At 69.0% G+C, this 19,137-nt stretch carries 14 protein-coding genes; 10 read left to right on the top strand and 4 right to left on the bottom strand.

What is annotated here, in order from left to right:
* The first annotated feature begins 231 nt into the window (after nucleotides 1–231).
* The 7 genes from U1738_RS15550 (at nucleotide 232) to dacB (ending at nucleotide 9,860) form a co-directional block, all read left to right on the top strand.
* Nucleotides 232–2,622, top strand: coding sequence for a penicillin acylase family protein (locus U1738_RS15550; protein ID WP_332789963.1), 2,391 nt, complete (start codon nucleotides 232–234; stop codon nucleotides 2,620–2,622).
* The gene (locus U1738_RS15545; protein WP_332789962.1) at nucleotides 2,619–4,223 is read left to right on the top strand and encodes an N-acyl-D-amino-acid deacylase family protein; all 1,605 of its coding nucleotides are present in this window, start codon (nucleotides 2,619–2,621) and stop codon (nucleotides 4,221–4,223) included. Before U1738_RS15550 ends, U1738_RS15545 begins: the two co-directional genes overlap by 4 nt.
* A 94-nt stretch (nucleotides 4,224–4,317) precedes the next feature.
* Nucleotides 4,318–5,355: an N-acetyltransferase DgcN gene (gene dgcN, locus U1738_RS15540; protein ID WP_332789961.1), complete on the top strand. Its 1,038-nt coding sequence runs from the start codon at nucleotides 4,318–4,320 to the stop codon at nucleotides 5,353–5,355.
* Nucleotides 5,313–6,305, top strand: coding sequence for an N-acetyl-D-Glu racemase DgcA (dgcA, locus tag U1738_RS15535; protein ID WP_332789960.1), 993 nt, complete (start codon nucleotides 5,313–5,315; stop codon nucleotides 6,303–6,305). Before dgcN ends, dgcA begins: the two co-directional genes overlap by 43 nt.
* Entirely contained in the window at nucleotides 6,302–7,549 is a 1,248-nt protein-coding gene (locus U1738_RS15530) for a dicarboxylate/amino acid:cation symporter (protein ID WP_332789959.1), read from the top strand. Before dgcA ends, U1738_RS15530 begins: the two co-directional genes overlap by 4 nt.
* Complete coding sequence (locus U1738_RS15525) at nucleotides 7,546–8,430, top strand: LysR family transcriptional regulator (protein ID WP_332789958.1); 885 nt, start codon at nucleotides 7,546–7,548, stop codon at nucleotides 8,428–8,430. Before U1738_RS15530 ends, U1738_RS15525 begins: the two co-directional genes overlap by 4 nt.
* The gene (gene dacB / locus U1738_RS15520; RefSeq protein ID WP_332789957.1) at nucleotides 8,430–9,860 is read left to right on the top strand and encodes a D-alanyl-D-alanine carboxypeptidase/D-alanyl-D-alanine endopeptidase; all 1,431 of its coding nucleotides are present in this window, start codon (nucleotides 8,430–8,432) and stop codon (nucleotides 9,858–9,860) included. The genes U1738_RS15525 and dacB overlap by 1 nt, the downstream gene beginning before the upstream one ends.
* Nucleotides 9,861–9,884: 24 nt before the next feature.
* Here dacB and U1738_RS15515 read toward each other — a convergent pair whose 3' ends face one another.
* Together U1738_RS15515 and U1738_RS15510 are read right to left on the bottom strand one after the other, a co-directional pair.
* Nucleotides 9,885–10,910 carry a serine hydrolase domain-containing protein gene (locus tag U1738_RS15515; protein ID WP_332789956.1) on the bottom strand — a complete coding sequence of 342 codons (1,026 nt, stop codon included), beginning with the start codon at nucleotides 10,908–10,910 and terminating at the stop codon, nucleotides 9,885–9,887.
* Nucleotides 10,907–12,436: an MFS transporter gene (locus U1738_RS15510; protein ID WP_332789955.1), complete on the bottom strand. Its 1,530-nt coding sequence runs from the start codon at nucleotides 12,434–12,436 to the stop codon at nucleotides 10,907–10,909. The genes U1738_RS15515 and U1738_RS15510 overlap by 4 nt, the downstream gene beginning before the upstream one ends.
* Before the next feature lie 172 nt (nucleotides 12,437–12,608).
* On the opposite strand from U1738_RS15510, the gene U1738_RS15505 reads away from it, so the two are divergent.
* From U1738_RS15505 to U1738_RS15495, 3 genes are read left to right on the top strand one after another with little or no spacing between them, the layout of a single operon-like run.
* A complete protein-coding gene (locus U1738_RS15505) occupies nucleotides 12,609–13,472 on the top strand; it encodes a glucosamine kinase nucleotide-binding domain-containing protein (RefSeq protein ID WP_332789954.1) in 864 nt (287 codons plus the stop codon).
* 23 nt (nucleotides 13,473–13,495) lie between these two features.
* Nucleotides 13,496–14,290: a protein phosphatase 2C domain-containing protein gene (locus U1738_RS15500; protein ID WP_332789953.1), complete on the top strand. Its 795-nt coding sequence runs from the start codon at nucleotides 13,496–13,498 to the stop codon at nucleotides 14,288–14,290.
* Between the two features lie 14 nt (nucleotides 14,291–14,304).
* On the top strand, nucleotides 14,305–15,189 hold the full coding sequence (locus U1738_RS15495; protein WP_332789952.1) for an N-acetylmuramic acid 6-phosphate etherase: 885 nt from the start codon (nucleotides 14,305–14,307) through the stop codon (nucleotides 15,187–15,189).
* Here U1738_RS15495 and mltA read toward each other — a convergent pair.
* A complete protein-coding gene (gene mltA / locus U1738_RS15490; protein ID WP_503643683.1) occupies nucleotides 15,169–16,515 on the bottom strand; it encodes a murein transglycosylase A in 1,347 nt (448 codons plus the stop codon). The two genes, U1738_RS15495 and mltA, sit on opposite strands and share 21 nt — an antisense overlap.
* Before the next feature lie 62 nt (nucleotides 16,516–16,577).
* Nucleotides 16,578–19,136 carry a bifunctional lysylphosphatidylglycerol flippase/synthetase MprF gene (mprF, locus tag U1738_RS15485; protein WP_332789950.1) on the bottom strand — a complete coding sequence of 853 codons (2,559 nt, stop codon included), beginning with the start codon at nucleotides 19,134–19,136 and terminating at the stop codon, nucleotides 16,578–16,580.
* Nucleotide 19,137: the final 1 nt, after the last annotated feature.

Below are 19,137 nucleotides of genomic sequence, written 5' to 3'. Positions count from 1 at the left end.
CCCGCATCGGGGCCGCGACGCAGATCGTGTCGGAACGGCGAACCTGCGCGTGAGCAGCGGCGAGCGTCAAGGCCCGATCGCCATTCCTCGCGTGATAGACCTATAGCGTTGGATTATGGGCACACCTTCCATAAACATCGCTTATGGTCTTCGCAGTGCTTGTCATACGTCGGAAGCGATGGCGTAAGACTAGCCTGCGACCTTAGACTTCACGATAGCGGAACCATGCCGATGATCGACCGTCGAGTGTTCCTGCACGGATCCGCCGCTACGCTGGCATTGACCTGGGGCTTCTCCGCCAGCGCCTGCGCGCCCGGCCCCGATAGCTCGCGGGATACACCGGCCATGCCCCAGAATGGATTGCACGGATTGCACGCCCCGATCGAGATCGTCGACGATGTCTACGGTGTGCCGCACATCCGCGCCGGCTCCATCCCCGATGCGTTCTTCGGCCAGGGCTATGTCGTCGCGCGCGATCGGCTGTTCCAGATCGATTTCGCCCATCGCCGTGAAATGGGGCTGATGTCGGATGCGTTCGGTGCCGATTTCGCGAAGTTCGATGCCACCGCGCGGCTGTTCCACTACCGCGGCGATCTCGCCGCCGAATTGCGTCGCGTTCCCGCCGACGTGCTGGCCTGCGCGCGCGCTTATGTCGCCGGCATCAATGCTCGCATTGACGAACTCGCCGCCGATCGCACGCTCCTGCCGCTCGAATATACCATCCTCGGCGTCTCACCGCTGAAATGGAATGTCCGCGATCTCGTCCTCGCGCGCGGCGGATCGATCGGCAATGTCGATGACGAGATTCGTCGGGCGCAACTCGCCGCGCTCGGCCTGCTCGATCTCGATGCGGTCGTGGCACCGCTCAGCCCACCTTGGCCGATGGCCGTCCCGCCCGGGCTGGATGCCGCCAAGGTCTCGGAAGCCGATTTCGGCGTGATGCGCCTGGGCGGCCTGCCGTTCGGCCCCGGCACCCCGACGGTCGATCCCGCCGACAGCGCCACCGAACGCGCCAATGCCGGCAGCAACGCCTGGACGATCGCGCCCGCGCGCAGCGCCACCGGTCGGCCGATCCTCGCCAACGATCCGCATCTCGGCATCGGCGGGTTCGGCCCGCGCCACGTCGCGCATCTCTCGGCCCCCGGCCTCGACGTGATCGGCGGCGGCGCGCCCGGCCTGCCCGGCATAATGCAGGGTCATACCGACCGTTTCGCCTTCGGCCGCACCAATTTCCATATCGATCAGGAGGATCTGTTCGTCCTCACGCTCCACCCCGACGATCCCGAACTTTATGCGCATGACGGCGGATGGAAGACGTTCAAAAGCGTGACGGTGGACATTCCGGTCAAGAATGCCCCGCCGCACCGCGCGACCTTGCGCTATTCGGTGCATGGCCCGGTCATCTCGCACGATCCGGCGGGGCGCCGCGCCACCGTGCTCGGTTCGGTCGCTATGCAGCCGGGCGGGGCGGGCGCGTTCGCGATGATCGCGATCAACCTTGCGCACGACTGGGCGTCGCTCCGCACCGCCTTCCGCCTGCATCCGTCGCCGACCAATTTTCATTACGCCGATGCGGACGGCAATACCGGCTGGCAGGTGATCGGCTTCGCGCCGGTGCGCAAGACGGGCGAGGGCCTGCTGCCGGTGCCGGGCGACGGCCGCTACGACTGGACCGGCATGCGCGATTTCGCCTCGCTGCCGAGCGAATACAACCCGGCCAAGGGCTGGTTCGCCTCCGCCAACCAGAACAATCTGCCGGCCGGCTGGCCGCGCGACCGCATCCCCGCTTTCTCGTTCCGCGATCCGTACCGCTACAACCGCATCGTCGATGTCCTGAAGACGCAGGACAAGCACACGCTGACCGACAGCGTAGCGTTGCAGCACGATACGCTCTCCACGCCCGCGCGCCAGTTGCTCGCGTTGCTGCCCAAAAGCCGCTCGAATGCCGCCGATCTGCTGCGCGATTGGGACGGGCGGATCGACGGCGACAGCGCGCCGGCCGCCTTGTTTGAGATCCTGTGGCGCGATCTCGGCAAGCGCCTGCTCGCCGCGATCGTGCCGGAACGCGCCAAGCCGCTCGTCACCGAGATCGCGCCGGCGGTGCTGCTCGGCCTGCTCGCGCGTCCCGATGCGCGCCTCGGCCCGGACCCGGTCGCCGCGCGAGATGCATTGTTCGATGCCGCTTTGGCCTCGGCCTGGGTCTCGGCGCGCGACCTGCTCGGCCCCGATCCCGCCGCCTGGCGCTGGAGCACGCTGCATCAGGTCCGCATCGTGCATCCGCTGGCCAGCATCCCCGCCATCGCCGCGGCCTTCCCGCCGATCCAGGGCGAGGGCACCGGCGGCGATTCCTACACTGTCATGGCGCGCTGGCTGAACAACGGGCCGGGCTGGCGCGCGGGCGGGGGTGCCAGCTACATCCAGGTGATCGATGTCGGCGAATGGGACAATTCGCTGATGCTCAACCTGCCCGGCCAGTCGAACGATCCGCGCTCGCCGCATTACCGCGATCTCTACGCGCCGTGGATCGCCGGCCGGATGCAGCCGATGCTGTTCGGCCGCGCCGCCGTCGATGCGCATGTCGCCGCACGCCGGACGCTGAAACCACGAAAGGCCCGCCGATGACCCCGCCGATCAAGCGTCTTACCCTTTCCGTCATGGTCGTCGCCTGTGCCGGCCCCGCACTCGCCGCGCCGCGCGTGGATACCGTCATTCGCGGCGGCACGATCTACATCGGCTCCGATACCGCGCCGATCACCGGAGATGTCGAGATTGCCGGCGACCGCATCGTCTATGTCGGCCCCGGCCGCCGCACCGCCGCCGCGCGGATCGTGGATGCGAAAGGCAAGATCGTCGCGCCCGGCTTCATCGACGCGCACACCCATCCCGACACCTATATCCGCTCGCCGGACGCGAAGCAGCGGCTCAACCTGCCCTGGCTGGCGCAGGGCGTGTCGACGATCGTCACCGGCGTGGACGGCGGCGGTACGCCGGACGTGGCGCAGGACGCCCGCAAGCTCACCGCCGCCGGCATCGGCACCAATCTCCTGCCGTTCGTAGGATTCGGCACGATCCGTGGCCGCGTGCTGGGGCAGGACGATCGCGCGCCCACTGCGGCCGAACTCGCGCGCGAACAGGCGCTGGCGGCGAAGGGAATGTGCGAGGGAGCTTACGGCCTGTCGACCGGCCTGTTCTACGCCCCGCAAAGCTTCGCCAAGACGGACGAGGTGATCGCCGTCGCGCGCGAGGCGGGTAGTCGCGGCGGGATCTACGATACGCATCAGCGCGACGAATCCAACTACACGATCGGCCTGATCGCCAGTACGAAGGAGGCGATCGAGATCGGGCGGCAGGCGAAGATGCCGGTCCATTTCGCGCATCTGAAGGCGCTGGGCGTCGATCTTCAGGGGCAGGCGCCCTTGCTGATCGCGACGATCGCCGCCGCCCGCGCCGCCGGGCAGGATGTCACCGCCGATCAATATCCCTGGCTCGCCTCGGGCTCCGGCGTCGATGCGGCGCTCGTTCCACGCTGGGCCAATGACGGTGGCTACAAGAAGCTGATCGCGCGCTTCGACGATCCCGCCACGCTGGCGAAACTCAAGATCGAGATGGCCGAGAATCTGCGCCGTCGCGGCGGCAAGGACTCGATCCTGCTCACCAGCGCCGGCCAGAACTGGACCGGCAAGACGCTCGGCCAGATGGCGACTTTGTGGAAGCTCGATCCCGTCGATGCCGCGATCCGCATCCTGCGCGTGCCCAACGCCGCCGGCACCGAACCGGCCGGCGTCGGCATCGCCAGCTTCAACATGGCCGATCGCGACGTCGATCTGCTGATGAAGCAGCCATGGATCGTCACCAGTTCGGATGGGTCGGACGGCCATCCGCGCCAATACGCCACCTTCCCGCGCAAATATCAGGTCTATGTGCGCCAGCGGAAGGTGATCACATTGCGCGATTTCATCCGCCGCTCCACCGGGGCGACCGCCGATATCTACAAGCTCGATCGGCGCGGTTATCTCCGCGCGGGCTATTTCGCCGATATCGTCGTGTTCGATCCCGTCCGCTACGCGCCGCGCGCCGATTACGTGCACCCCCGCGTGCCGAGTGCCGGCGTGACGGCGCTGTTCGTCAACGGCAAACTCGCGCTCGCGAATGGCACGACCACCGGCGCCGCGCCGGGCCGCGTGCTGCTGCGCCCCAAACCGACGAGCTGCCCCGCGTCATAGCCACCGGTTATAGGCCGCAGCCCGAGCATGATTGGCGCGCCACCAACCCCGCATCCTATCCCCGGATCCTCCTTTCCCTAGACGCAGGTATGCGATGATCCCTGGCCCCTTCCTGCTCTATCTCGGCCATTCCGCCGATGAGGTCGGCATCAAGACCTCGCGCGGGCTCGCCGTGTTCCGGCCCGGGGATTGCGTCGGCGAATGGCGGCACGACGATAGCCCGCTGACGCTCGGCCTGCCGCGCATGGGCGTCGCCGAAGCGCGCGCGGCGGGCGCGCGCACGTTGGTCTTGGGCATCGCCAATGCCGGCGGTCAGATGGAACCGGCCTTGGTCGAGGATGCGCTGGCGGCGATCGCGGCGGGCATGAACGTCGCTTCGGGCCTGCACCACCGCCTGCGCGACGTGCCCGCTCTGGTCCGCGCCGCCGCCGATGCCGGCGTTACCCTGTTCGATGTGCGCGATCCGCCTGCGCATTTGCCGGTCGGAACCGGCAAGCACCGCGCCGGCAACCGCCTGTTGACGGTCGGCACCGATTGTTCGGTCGGCAAGATGTACGCCACGCTCGCGCTGCGCGATGCGATGCATCTGCGCGGCATAGCCGCCGATTTCCGCGCGACCGGGCAGACCGGCATCCTGATCGCGGGCGACGGCGTGCCACTGGACGCGGTGGTGGCCGATTTCATCTCCGGCGCGATCGAAGCGATCACCCCGGCGCGTGACGACGACGGCTGGGATCTGATCGAGGGGCAGGGGTCGCTGTTCCACCCCTCCTTCGCTGGCGTCTCCACCGGCCTGCTGCACGGCGCGCAGCCCAAGGCGATCGTATTGTGCCACGATCCGTCGCGCCCGCACATGCGCGGCCTGCCGCACTACCAATTGCCCGATCTCGCCACCTGCCTCGCCGCCAATCTGTCGGTCGCGCGGCTGACCAGCCCGGACGTGCAGGCGGTCGGCGTCGCGCTCAACACGATCAAGCTCGGCGAGGACGAAGCACTCCGGCTCTGCGCGGAAACGGCGGATCTGCTCGATCTGCCGTGCACCGATCCCTATCGCTTCGGGGCCGATCCGATCATCGACAGGATGCAGACATGCTTCGACATCTCGACGCCCGCCATGACCGTTTCGGCCTGAACGCGCCGTTCCGCATTTCGCGCGGGGTCAAGACCGAAGCCGATGTCGTCACCGTGACGATCCGGCAGGGCGACGCGATCGGGCGGGGGGAAGGCGTGCCCTATCCCCGCTACGGCGAGACGATCAAGGACGCGATCGACGCGATCGGCGGGATCGCGTCGCTGGTCGAGGCGGGCCTGTCGCGCGACGATCTCGCGCGCCGCATGCCGCCCGGCGCGGCGCGCAATGCGATCGACAATGCGCTGTGGGATCTGGAGGCGAAACTGACCGGCATCAGCGTCGCCGCGCTGGCGGGTTTGCCGGACCCCGCGCCGGTGGAGTCGGCGATCACGATCGCGATCGACGCCCCCGATGCCATGGCAAAGGTCGCCGCCCGCGTCGCGACCGTGCCGCTGCTCAAGGTCAAGGTGAACCGCGACGATGCCGCGGCGCAGATCGCCGCCGTCCGTGCCGCCGCGCCCGATCCGCGCATGATCGTCGATCCCAACGAAAGCTGGTCGATCGATCAGGTCGCCGGGTTGCAGGACTTCCTCGTCGCGCACCGTGTCGATCTGCTCGAACAGCCGCTGCCGGCGGGCGAGGACGGCGCGCTGGCCGGATTCGCCTCGCATGTGCCGATCTGCGCCGATGAATCGCTCCACACCGCCGCCGATCTCGATACGCTCGCCGGCCGCTACGCCTTCGTCAACGTGAAGCTCGACAAGACCGGCGGCTTGACCGAAGCCCTTGCGCTGGTCGATGCAGCACGGGGCAAGGGGTTCGGGCTGATGATAGGGTGCATGGTCTGTTCGTCGCTCGGGATCGCACCCGCGATGCTGCTCGCGGGCCAGGCCACGTTCGTGGATCTCGATGGCCCGCTGTGGCTGTCCCAAGACCGGCCCGGTGGCGTGATCGACCATAGCGGCATGCTCTCGCCGCCCGCGCCCGGCTTCTGGGGCACGCCGGCTTGACGGTGCTGCGGGCCTGGTTCGCGATCCCGTTATGGAAGCGGGTCGTCGGCGGGCTCGTCATCGGTGCATTGCTCGGCGCGCTGTGGCCGGAGGGTGCGCTGTCGATCAAGCTGATCGGCGATCTGTTCGTCCGGCTGATCAAGATGCTCGTCGTGCCCGTCGTGCTCGTCACGATCGCCGCCGGCATCGCCTCGCTCGGCGACCCGCGCCGGCTTGGCTCGATCGGCGGCCGCACCGTCGCCCTGTTCGCGCTGACCACGTTGATCGCGGTGTCGATCGGCATGGCGTTCGGCCTGCTGATCCGCCCCGGCGAAGGCATCGCGCTCGCCGGCATCGGCCCGCATGCGCTCGGCCCTGCGATATCGCCGGCGGATCAGCTGCTCGGCATCGTCCCCGCCAACATCTTCGAGGCGCTGGCCAAGGGCGACATGCTCGCGATCATCTTCGTCGCGATCCTGCTCGGCATCGGCAGCGTCGTCTCGGGCGAGGCGGGCAAGCCAGTCGTCGCTATGCTCCAGTCCGGCGCGGCGGTGCTGCTCCAGATCGTGCGCATCGTGATGGAGGCGACGCCCTTCGGCGTCCTCGCGTTGATCGCCGGTGCCGTGGCGAGCAATGGCATGGCGGTGTTCGTCAATGTCGGCTGGCTCGCTCTGTGCGTCGTGCTCGCCTCCCTGGTGCAGATGCTGGTCCATGCCGGGCTGATCGCGTTCGTCGCGCGCCTGCCGGTCGCGCGCTTCTTTCGCGGCATCGTCGATGCGCTCGCGGTCGCCTTCTCCACCGCCTCCTCGTCCGCGACGCTGCCGGTCGCCCTGCGTGTCGCGCAGGACGATCTCGGCATCGCGCGTCCGATCGCCTCCACCGTCCTTCCGCTGGGCGCGAGCATCGGGAAGGACGGCACGGCGATGTATGTCGGCCTGCTCGGCCAGTTCGCGCTGCAGGCGCTCGGCATTGTGCCCGATGCGTGGATGCTCGGCGTGATGCTGCTGACCGGCGCGCTCGCCGCATTCGGCACCGCGCCGGTCCCCTCCGCCTCCCTGTTCATGCTCGCCGCGATGCTCTCCGCGGTCGGCGTGGGCGCGGAACAGACCGCACTTGTCGTCGGTCTCGTCCTGCCGTTCGATCGCCTGCTCGACATGACGCGCACCGTCCCTTCCGCCTCCGCCAACCTCACCGTCGCCACGCTCGTCGCCCGCGCCGAAGGCGGCCTGGATGAAGCGCGCTTCCGTGGGGGCACCCTCAGATGAACCTGCGTCACATCGAGATTTTCCACGCCGTCTACGTCAACGGCTCGGTCAGCGCCGCCGCCCGCGCGCTGAACATCTCGCAGCCCTCGGTTTCCAAGACGTTGCGCCATGCCGAGACGATGCTCGGCTTCGAACTGTTCCGGCGCACCAACGGCCGGCTCGTCCCGACCGAGGACGCGCATGCCCTGTTCGGCGACGTCGCCGACATCCAGGAACGCGTGCGCGCGCTGCGCGAGGCGGGGCGCAATCTGCGCGCCGGGGCCGGCGCCACATTGCGCATCTCAGCATTGCCCAGCCTCGCGCTCGGCGCGCTGCCGGTCGCCGTGTCGCGCTTCCTGAAGACGCATCCGGACGTCCGGTTCGATCTGCAGACGGTCCATCACGACGATCTGCTTCGCAAGCTCTACGAACGCGAGACCGATATCGCGATCGCCGCCGAGGTGCCGCGCGGCGCACCGCTCGGCCAGATCTGGCTCGGCGAGGGCGAACTGGTCGTGCTCTATCGCGAGGAGGACATGGCGGACGCCCCGCCGCGCGTCGAACTCACGCAGCTTGCCGGCCATCCCTTCATCACGCTCGCCGCCAGCGGCCCGATCGGGCAATTATTTTCGACCGAACTCGAACGCCTGGCGCTCGATCTGAATGAGGTCGTCTCGGCGCGCACCTTCTACATCGCCGCCGCTCTGGTCCGTGCCGGTGTCGGCCTGACGGTGGTCGACAGCTTCACCGCCGAGGCGTGGCGGTCGCCGGGGCTGGCGATGCGCTCGCTGAAACCCCCTTTGGCGTTCGACGTGCACGCGATCCACCTGCTGGATCGCCCGCCGAGCGCGCTCGCCAGCGAATTCCTTGCTGTGCTCGGCGACGTGATCGAGGCCCCGTGATGCGCATCCTGCTCGCTCCCCTATTCGCTGTCGTCCTCGCCGCCGCCGGCCCGGCCGACCCGGCGGTCGAGGCCGCATTGGCCACCGCCGGTCCCGGCACGCGGATCGGGCTGGTCGTGGCCGACGATCAGGGCAAGGAGATCGTAGCGATCCGGCCCGACGACCGCTTCGTGCCCGCATCGAACACCAAGATGTTCACCACCGCCGCCGCCTTCGCCTCGCTCGATGCCGCCGCACCTGATGGCGGCGGCGGCGCGACCGTGCGGCTGGAGGGGCGCGACGTCGTGCTGGCCGGACACGGCGACGCCCGCCTGTCGAGTGCCGCCGATTGCGCCACCGATTGCTTGTCAGACCTCGCCCGCGCGGTCGCGGCGCGGACCCGCTCAATCCATGACGTGGTCGGGGACGACAGCGCCTTTCCCGACGAACGCTGGCCTGCCGGCATGAGCTGGAACAACATGGCCGGGCGCTACGGTACCGCGATCTCGGCGCTGACGATCGACGACAATGTCGCGACCGTCACGGTAACGCCGGGCGCGCCCGGCGCGGCACCCACGATGACAGGCGACGGCTATTACCGCATCGACAATCGCGCCACGACCGGTGGAATGAAGGTGGCACTGAGCCTGACGCGCGAACCCGGCAGCGATTTGTTGCGCGTGTCCGGCACGATCCCGCCGGGGAAGGCCGTGACGCTGCTGCCCGGCGTGGACGATCCCGCCTACCGTGCCGCCTGGCGGCTGGCCGCGCAACTCCGTGGCTTGGGCGTGCGCGTCACCGGCCGAATCCTTGTCCGCCATCGCCCCGTCTCGCCCTCGGACGATCCGGCCCAACGCGGCACCACCCCCGCGCCCCGCCCGCCCGAGCAGACGGTTCTTGCTCGCCTCGCACCGCCGCCGCTCGCCGACGATCTGCGCCTCACCAACAAGGTCAGCCAGAATCTGCACGCCGAACTGTTGCTCCGCCGCGTCGGCGCGGTCGCCGTGTCGGGCTCGGGCTCGGGCTCGGGCTCGGTCGCGGACGGGCAGGCGGTCGTGCGCGCGATACTCGATCGCGCCGGGGTCGATCGCTGGAGCTACGATTTCGCCGATGGATCGGGCATGTCCAACTACAACCGCCTCACCCCGCGCGCTGCGGTGCGTTTCCTGCGCTGGACGCAGGTTCAGCCCTGGGGTGCGGCATGGCGCGCGACGCTGCCGGTCGGCGGCGTGGACGGTACGCTGGCGGGTCGCTTCCGCGGCACCGCGCTCGATGGCAAGCTGTTCGCCAAGACCGGTACGCTCAACGCCAGCAACGCAGTCTCCGGCTTCCTGATCGCCGCCAGCGGCCGCACGCTCACCTTCTCCGCGCTCGCCAACGACATGCCGGAGGATGCCTCGGCGACGGCTGCGGTGGACAAGGCGTTGCTCGCGATCGCGGCGGCGAATTGATTTAACGCGAAGGCGCGAGAACCTTCAACCCGCAGAAGACACATCCCAAGCCCCGATCAGCGCATCCCCAGTCGCCGGCCGCATATCGAAGATCCCGCTGTCGAAATGCCGCGTCGGATGCACCCGATTGGTCAGCAACGTCCACGCCAATCCGCGATCGAAATCGACCCACAGCCCGGTGCCGGTGAACCCGGTATGCCCGATCGTGCCGGGCGAACACGCCTGCCCGCCCGACCAGCCGGGAAAGCGGATCTCCCATCCCGCCGTGCGATGTCCCTCCACCGGCGTGCGGATCGCCTCCAGCATCGCCGCCGACGCGCCGCTCCCGTCGAGCAATCCCCGCGCGAAGCCCAGCACGCCGTCCACCGTGCCGAACAGCCCGGCATGGCCGGTCCGCCCGCCCATCGCCGCGCAATTCTCGTCATGCACTTCGCCCTTCAGCACGCGCCCGCGCCACTGGCAGAATTCGGTCGCCACCGCCGGCCCCGGCGGCGGGCCGAAGCTCAGGCCCGGTCCCAGCGGCAGCGCATCGAGTCCGGCCCCGGTCAGCCGCTCCACCGCAATCCCCAGCAGGATGAAGTTGATGTCGGAATAGACCGCCGGCCCGTGCGTCCAGGCGCGTTGCAGCACGAAGGCGCGCAGCCGCGCGGGATCGTCGCCATAGGTGTAGATCGGCTCGACCGCCGGCAGGAAGGTGCGATGCACCAGGCAATCGCGGAACGTCAGCCGCCGCTCCGGCGCGCCCGCCACGTCATACTGGCGCAGATCGGGGATCGCATCGGTCAACGGCCGGTCGAGATCGATCCGTCCCTCTTCGGCCAGCCGCAGCACGAAGCTGGTCGTCGCGATCACCTTGCTGACCGAGGCGAGGTCGAACCAATGTTCCGTCGTCAGCGCCTCGGGCTCCGGCACCGTCTGCGCCAGCCCCGCGACGCGCAGCGCCTGCGTGCCATCGGCGGTGACGATGCCCAGCACGGCGCCCGGAATGCGCCCCTGCGCGACATAACCGGCGGCCGGCCGAAAGGCGGCGTCTGCGATGCGTTCGATCATGCCCCGTCCTTCAGCTCACCGTCCGTCCGCGCGCGCACCCGCGACAAGGCCGGCACGAACGGGATCGCCGCCAGGCTTGCCACCCCGGAGATCAGGAAGAAATTGTCGTAACCGATCACCCCGACGATCGCGCCGCCCGCCCCCGCCAGCAGGCGCGGCAACAGGAACGCGAACCCGGTCAGAAAGGCAAATTGCGCCCCGGCATAGCGCGGATTCACCAGCAGCGAGAGGTAGACGACAAACACCGCGGCCGCAAAGCCGTTGCCGAACTGGTCGCAGGCGGTGGCGACATACAGCATGGATTCGGCGACCGGCTGATGCGCCAGCCAGACGAAGCCGAAATTGCCGATTCCCGCCACCACTGCGCCGATCACCAGCATCCAGCGCATCGGCCAGCGCGTGACCAGCCAGCCGCCCAGCCCGACCCCGACGATGCTGGACACCAAAGCGACGATGCCGTCAGCGCGCCCGATCTGGCTCAGCGAATAACCCAGAGCCTTGATCATCGGCTTCGACAGGTTGAGCGCCAGCACGTCGCCCATGCGATAGATCGAGACGAACGCCATCAGCAGGATCGCGGCGAACCCGTAGCGCCAGAAGAAATCGACGTACGGCCCGAGTGCGGCGGAGGTGCGGATCGGCGCGTCGGCGGGCGCGCGGCGGATGCGCGGCAAGGCGGCGGCCATCGCCACGAACGGCAGCATGCACAGCCCCAGCACCCAGGGGGTCACGTTGCTCTTCGCATCGATTCCCGCATGCGCCGCCAGGCTCAGCGCGACCCAGCCGATTGCCGCGGTCGCCACCGCCACGATGCCGAGGATCACGAGGCTTGCGATCACGCCGGTCGTCAGCGCCACGCCGCGCCCGCCGCCTCGCTGGCCGTCACCGGAGCGGTCCGGGCGCATCGCCACCAGGATCGGGAAGGGCAGGAACGCCGCCACGGCGATGCCCAGATAGGCGAAGGCCCATCCGCCGCTATCCGCGATCAGCAATGCGCCGCTGCCCGCCGCGACCATCGCGCTGCGATAGCCCCACAGGTTCGCGGCGACGATCGGCCCCTGTTCGTCCTGCGTCGGATACAGCTCGATCCGCCAGGCGTCGGCGGCGATCTCCAGCGTCGTGGTCCAGAATGCCAGCAGCACCGCGAACAAGGCCGTTACGCCCAGGCTCGCGTCGCTCGACGTCCACGCCATCATTACCATCGCGCTGAAGATGCCGAGCTGCGCCAGCATGATCCACCCGCGCCTTTTGCCCCAGAAGCGCCCGAACCCCGGAATATCGTAGCGATCGAGCAACGGTGCCCACAGGAATTTCAGCGTCGGCAGCAACTGCACCCAGGCGAAGAATCCGAGCACCGTCAGCGCTACGCCATGCGCCTGCAGCCGCAGCACCAGCACGGTCGAGAACATATAGAAGGGCAGGCCGGCGGCGAAACCGAGCAACCCGTACAACAACATGCCCCGGCGATCGGTGGCATGCGGCACGTCCGGCAAGGGCGGAACCGCGATGGCGGCGTCGTCTGGCATAGTCTCTCCCTGAACGGACGAAGCGTCCGTCGATCGCGTCCGCCAGTCAACCATTCGATCACCCCCGGTTATGGCTGGCGGTCGATTCGGTATGGCATACTGTCATCACGCGGTGGCTTGAATCCGCTAGGCTATGCCGGTGCGGGCCATGGTCCCGCGCAGGAGGCACCGGATGGATTATTATCTCGGCATCGATGCGGGCGGCAGCCATTGTCGCGCCCGCCTCGTCGATGCGGCGGGCCGGGTGATCGGCACCGGTGCGACCGGCCCCGCCAATGCCCGGATCGGCGTCGATGCGTTGCGCGCGGTGCTCGATGTCGCGATCGGCGCGGCGGTCGATGCCGCCGGGCTGGACGAATCCGCGCTGGGGCAGGTGCATGTCGGTATCGGTATCGCCGGCATATCGCGGCCCGGCGTGCGCGATGCGCTGGCCGATCTCTCGTTTCCGTTCGCCTCGGTCGCCTGGGCCACCGATGCCGAGATCGCCAATCTCGGAGCGCATCGCGGGGCCGATGGCGCCATCCTGATCCTCGGCACCGGCAGCATCGCGCAACTGCGCGTCGGCGGCGCGAATTTCGCGATCGGCGGGTATGGCTTTCCGATCTCGGACGAGGGCAGCGGCGCGGCTTTGGGCCTGTCGGCGATGCGGCATGCCCTGCGTGGGCTCGATGGCCGGTCGGAGCGCACCCCGCTCAGCATCGCGATCGCCGACCGGTTCGAACACGCGATTCCGCGCGCGATCGCGTGGATGGATGCCACCACCCCGCGCGATTATGCCGCGCTCGCCCCGATCGTGATGGACCACGCCGAAGCCGGCGACACGCTCGCACGCTCGATCGTCGAAGACGCCGCCCAACACGTCGAACGCTTCATCGAAACTATCTTCGAACGTGGCGCCCCCGCCTGCGCCCTGACCGGCGGCCTCGCGCCCCGGCTCAGCCCGTGGTTGCGCCAGCGCACCACCGCGCGTCTGGTCGCGCCGCAGGGCGATGCGCTGGATGGCGCGTTGCAACTCGCCGGCCTGCGCCCGGCCTGACCCGCGAACGAGAAAGGGAGCCGATGCATTTCGATCTGATCCAGACGCTGAGCGTGGCGGGCGACCCAGCCACGCCGAACGACGATCGGTGCGGGTCCACCGCCCGGCTCGCCTGGATGATCGACGGCGCGACCGATCTGGGCGAGGCCGGCCTGATGGGCGCGCAGGGCGGTGCGGCGTGGCTGTCCGATGCCGCCGCACGCGCCTTCGCCTCGGCCGATGCCGCACCGCTTGGTACGATCGTCGCAGAGGTGTTCGCCCGGCTGGCATCGCTCTATCGGGCGGAGCGGGCGCGCGAGCCGCTGGGCGCGTGGGAGCATCCCAGCGCCGCCTTTCTGGCGGTGGCGATCGAAGGCGCGGCGCTGCATCTCGCCTGGCTAGCGGACTGTGCGTGCCTGCTGATTCGCGACGGCGATGTCATCCGGCTCGGCCCGCAGCCGACCATGGCCGAAACCGAACAGGTCCGCGCGCTGGCCGGGCCGCGCGATGCGGTGGCGGCGGGATTGCGCCACCACCGCGCACGTCCCGAGCGCCGCGTTCTCGGTATCGATCCCGCGCATGCCGATGATGTCCATCATGCCAGCGCGACGATCGGTGCCGGCGACGAGATCGTGTTGATGACGGACGGCATGGCCGCCTTGTTCGACGATTACGACATGCCGTTGGCGGCTTTCGTTTCGCATCTGCGCGACGACGGCCTCCCCGAACTGGCCGTCCGCCTGCGCGCGATCGAGCGGGACGACGCGGTGTGCTTGCGATACCCGCGCTTCAAGCGCAGCGACGACGCGACGGCGTTGTGGCTGCGGGTCGCTGGCTGAGCCCAGAGGAAAAGATGTCCACGGAAACCACCGACCCCCGCTTCGTCGATATCGCCGCCTGGCCCACCACCGCCGCCGTGGAGGCCATGCTGGAAGGTCAGCTTTCCGCCATCGCGGCGCTGCGATCGCAGGTCGCTGCCATCGCTGCGGCGAGTGATGCGGCGGCGGCCCGGCTGAAGGGGGGTGGGCGGCTCAGCTATGCCGGGGCGGGAACCTCGGGCCGCATCGCCGTGCAGGACGGCGTCGAATTGCGGCCGACGTTCAACTGGCCGATGGACCGGCTCGTCTTCCTGCTCGCGGGCGGCACGAATGCGCTGACCGAAAGCGCCGAAGGTGCGGAAGACGATGGCGATGCTGCCCGGAACCAGGTCGCGACAGAGGCGATCGGCGCGAAAGACGTGCTGATCGGCGTCGCGGCGAGCGGCACGACGCCCTTTACGCTCGCCGCGATCACGGCAGCGCGGACGGCGGGCGCGTTGACCATCGCCGTGGCGAACAATCCCGGCGCGCCGCTGCTCGCCGCGGCCGACCACGCGATCCTCGCCGAGACGGGGAGCGAGATCGTCGCCGGCTCCACCCGCATGAAGGCCGGTACCGCGCAGAAGGCGGCGCTCAACATGATCTCCACCGCGATCATGCTCCGCCTGGGCTTCGTGCATCGCGGGTTGATGGTGAACATGCGGATGTCCAACGCGAAACTGCGCCGGCGCGGGGCGGCGATCGTTGCCGAGATCGCCGGCGTCCCGATCACTGAGGCGGACGCGGCGATCGAAGCCGCCCAGCGCGACCTCCCCCGTGCCATCCTGATCGCGCTTGGGGAAACGCCGGATCGGGCACGGCACCTGCTCGACCGCTACGGCGGCAATCTCGCCCAGGCCTTAGCTGCCCGGCAGGGCTGACCGCGCCGCATCCAGCCGCGCCAGCGTGCCGACCGGCAGCAGCACGAACGCTGTGCCGCGTCCGGACATGCCGCCCGCGGTCGATTCCGCCGCCGCGCCCGCGCCCCAATAGGTGTCGATGCGGTTGCTGCCCTTGATCGCGCCGCCGATATCCTGCGCGATCCACAGCCCGGACGCGTCCTGCCGGTCGAGCGACAGGAACACCGGTGCGCCGAGCGGCACGAACTTGGCATCCGCCGCCGCGCTCACCTGCCCCGTCACCGGATAGCCCATCGCCCCAGTCGGCGCGCCGATCTCGCGGAAGAACACGAAGCTCTTGTTCTCGCGCATGATCGCCTGCCCCTCGGCCGGGTTGGCGTGCAGCCACGCAACGATCCCCTGCATCGACGTCTGCCCGGGTTTCAACAGCCCGCGCGCCTTCATCAGCGCACCGATGCCGGTATAATCGCGCCCGTTCTGCGTGTCGTAGCCGATCCGCAATATCTCGCCGTCGGGCAGGCGCAGCCGCCCCGATCCCTGAATTTGCAGGAAGAACAGTTCGACCGGATCCCTCGCCCAGGCGAGGATCGGCGCGGTGCGGGTCAGCGCGCCCTGCTCGATCGCGGTGCGGTCGTAATAGGGCACCAGCCGGCGGCCATCGACCCGCCCGCGGATCGTCTTGCCCTTCAGATCGGCCGAAAACGCGCCGAGATCGACATCGACGAGATCGCTCGGCCGGCCGTAAACCGGCGCATATCCGGCGCGCTGATCGAGCGAACCATCGATTTCCGGCTCGTAATAGCCGGTCGCCAGCGCCTTGCCGTCGCCGATCTGCACCGCCTCGAACCATTGCGCGAAGAAGGCACGCGCGCCGCCCGGCGGGGTCGCCGCCGCCGCCGCGCAGGCCGGCTGCCAGTCCGCACCGCGCGTCAGGCCGGACGTATCGGCGCGGCGTTGCAGGCCCGGACAACTGGTCAGGAACACGACCCGCGCCGCCTCGGCTTCCGCATCGGTGATCGGCAGGGACGCGATCGCCGGCCCCGGCAGTACGCCGGCCGCCACCGCATTGGCGGGCTGCGTCACCGGAGTTACCGGCGTCACGGCCAGCGGAACCGCGCCGACGATCCGCGCGGGAAACTGGATATTCCGGAAATTCGGCGCCGCGCCCGGATCGCGCAGCGGATGCACGCGGGGCGGCGTGCGCGGCGGCGCGGACTGTTCGCCGACCGACACCGGCTTGCTCGGCGGTGCCACGCCACCGACGCAGGCGCTGAGCAGCAGGCTCAACGCAATTCCCCCCGATACGCGCATCATATCCAGCCTGTGTCCGCCGTTTCCAATACGCATGCTACTCTTCGAGTTCGTCGCGATATGCAAACGAACATGCTCGACCGCCTGGCCTCGGCGGCTCAATTCCCGACGATGCGGACCAGATCGACCAAAGCACGGACCATGCCGCCGCCACCCGGCGTGGCGATGTAGCGCGGCGTCCAGTCCGGCGCATATTTCGCCTTGAACGCGCGCAGGCCGATGAAGCCGTAGATCCGCTCGCCATTCTCGAACAACGTCCGCGCCAGTTTCGCCCATAGCGGGGCGAGGCGGTTGCCCTGGATCCCGGCCAGTGGCGCGACGCCGAGGTTGAAGCGAACATAGCCTTCCGCCCGGCCCCATTCGAGCAGGCGCACGAACAGCAGGTCCATCGTGCCGTAGGGCGCGTCGCTGCCGTGACGCATCAGATCGACCGACAATTCGCGCCCGTCCGCCGTCGTCCAGATATTGGCGAAGGCGTGGATCCGCCCGCCCTCTCGCACCACCGCCAGCGGGAACCGGGCGAGATAATCGGCATCGAACGCGCCGAGGCTGAACTGCTTGTCCTTGCCACCCTTCTCGTCGAGCCACGCATCGGAAATCGCGCGCAGTTCGGGGATCAATGCCGGCACCTCGGCGGCGGGCAGCACCGCGAAGCTCAGCCCGGCGGCCTCGGCGCGGCGCGTGGTGTGGCGCAGATTCTTCGCCTGCGGCCCGGCCAATGTGAAATCGGCGAGCGGGATGGTCGCCTCCTCGCCGTACTTGATCGTGGTCAGGCCGAGATCGACGAACAAAGGCAGCATCGCGTCGCTCGCCTGGAAGAAGCACAACCGACCACGTGCCCCATCACAGGCACGCCGCACCGCCCACACCAGTTCGCTCCACGCCGCGCGCGGGCCGACCGGATCGCCCATCACCACCCAGGTGCGGCCATGGATGCGGTACATCAGGAAAGCGTCGCCGGCGCGGCTGACGATGAAGCTCTTGTCGCCGGTGAAGGCGAGATTGGCGTCGGTGCGCTCGGTGAACGCAAAGGCCTGCGCGGCGACGTTGTCGGGCAATATGTCCGGCACGGCGCGGGGGCGGCGGCCCGACAATAGGTGCCAGAAGGCGGTGCCGGCGAGCAGGATGCCCGCGCCGAAACTGGCGCGCAGGAAGCGGGGTGCGTTGCCGTTCAGCGCGAAATGCCACCACAGATCGTCCGAATAGGGCGTGCGTTTGTACGCGAAGAACCCGGCCCACAGGCTGAGAGCTACCGCTATGGCCGCGCCGCCGAGCCACGCCCAGTCGGTCGGTTCGGTCAGCAGGCCGCCCTTGCGATAGAAGCCGCGGTGGCAATATTGCAGCAGCCCGGCGATCGCGAGCATGATCCCCGCTTCCTCGTAATCCAGGCCTTTCATCAGCGAGAAGATCGCACCGCCTATCAGCAGCAGCCGCGCCATCTGGAAGCCGCTGCGCAGGCGCGCGTTGAGCGCCGGTGCGACGAGCAGCAATGCCGTGCCGATCAGGCTGCCGCCGAGATGCGACCCCTCGATGAACGGCAGGGGCACCACATCGTCGAGGCTGGTGAGCCGGGCCTTCACGCCGGGCAATGCGCCCGATACGAGCAGAATGAACCCTGCGACGAACACCAGCAACGTCACCGCTCCCGGCGCCATCGCCCGGCCCGCGCGATCGAGCAGCGACAGGCCGGTGCCGATCGGCTGGCGCAGGCGCTTGCCCTCGGCCACCGCGATCAGCGTGCCGGCGACGAGCAGCGGCAGCAGGTAATAGAGGATGCGGTACAGCAGCAGTCCGGCGAAGACCGCCGGATGATCGTCGGGCAGCATCGCCAGAATCACCGCCTCGAACACGCCGAGGCCGCCGGGCACGTGAGTGACCAGAGCGGCGAGCAAGGCGAGGATGTAGGCGAGGACGAAGATCGGGAACGAGCCGATCCCGAGGCCGGGCAGCAGCACGAACAAGGCGGCGGATGCGGTGAACACGTCGATCAGCGTGACGCCGCCGAGCGCCAGCAACTGGCGATTGTTCGGCAGTGGCAGGGATGCGCCGCCGACGCGCAGGATGCGGTCGCCGCGCGTGCGCAGCAGGGTGATGGCGAGGACGATCGCCGCGACCACGGCGATGCCCATCGCGCGGCACTCCCAGGCGGTCAGCGCAATCGGGCCAAGTGCGAAGCCGTGCGTCGCGGTGAGCAGCGCCAGCCCGCCGGTGGTGACGATCCCGCCCCAGAAGGTAAGGCTGGCAATGGCCGAGACCCGCGCGACATCGCCGAGATCGAGCCCGACCGAGGTGTAGACGCGGTACCGTGCCGATCCGCCGGTGAGCAAGGACAGGCCAAGATTGTGGCTGATCGTATAACTGGTGAACGACGCCGTCGCCGCGACCAGCCAGCGTTGCGGGCGGCCGATCACCTGCAGCGCGATCGCATCGTAGAAGGTGAGCGCGAGGTAGCTGGCAACGGTCAGCGCCAGCGCGATGGCGATGCGCTCGCGCGGCACCGCGCCGATCGCCGCGCGCACGTCGCTCAGATGTACCTCGTGCAGGATCAGGCGCAGCGCCTCGAACCCGATCCCCGCCACGAGCGCGACCACCGCCACCGTGATCGCACGGCGATATTTCATGGCCGTATCGACGAGGGCGGCGATCATGTCGGGCATG

The organism is Parasphingomonas caseinilytica (assembly GCF_036663755.1).
Classification (GTDB): Bacteria; Pseudomonadota; Alphaproteobacteria; order Sphingomonadales; family Sphingomonadaceae; genus Sphingomonas.
The sequence above is the reverse complement of the archived record's forward strand: the minus strand, read 5'-3'. Positions and strand labels throughout refer to the sequence as shown.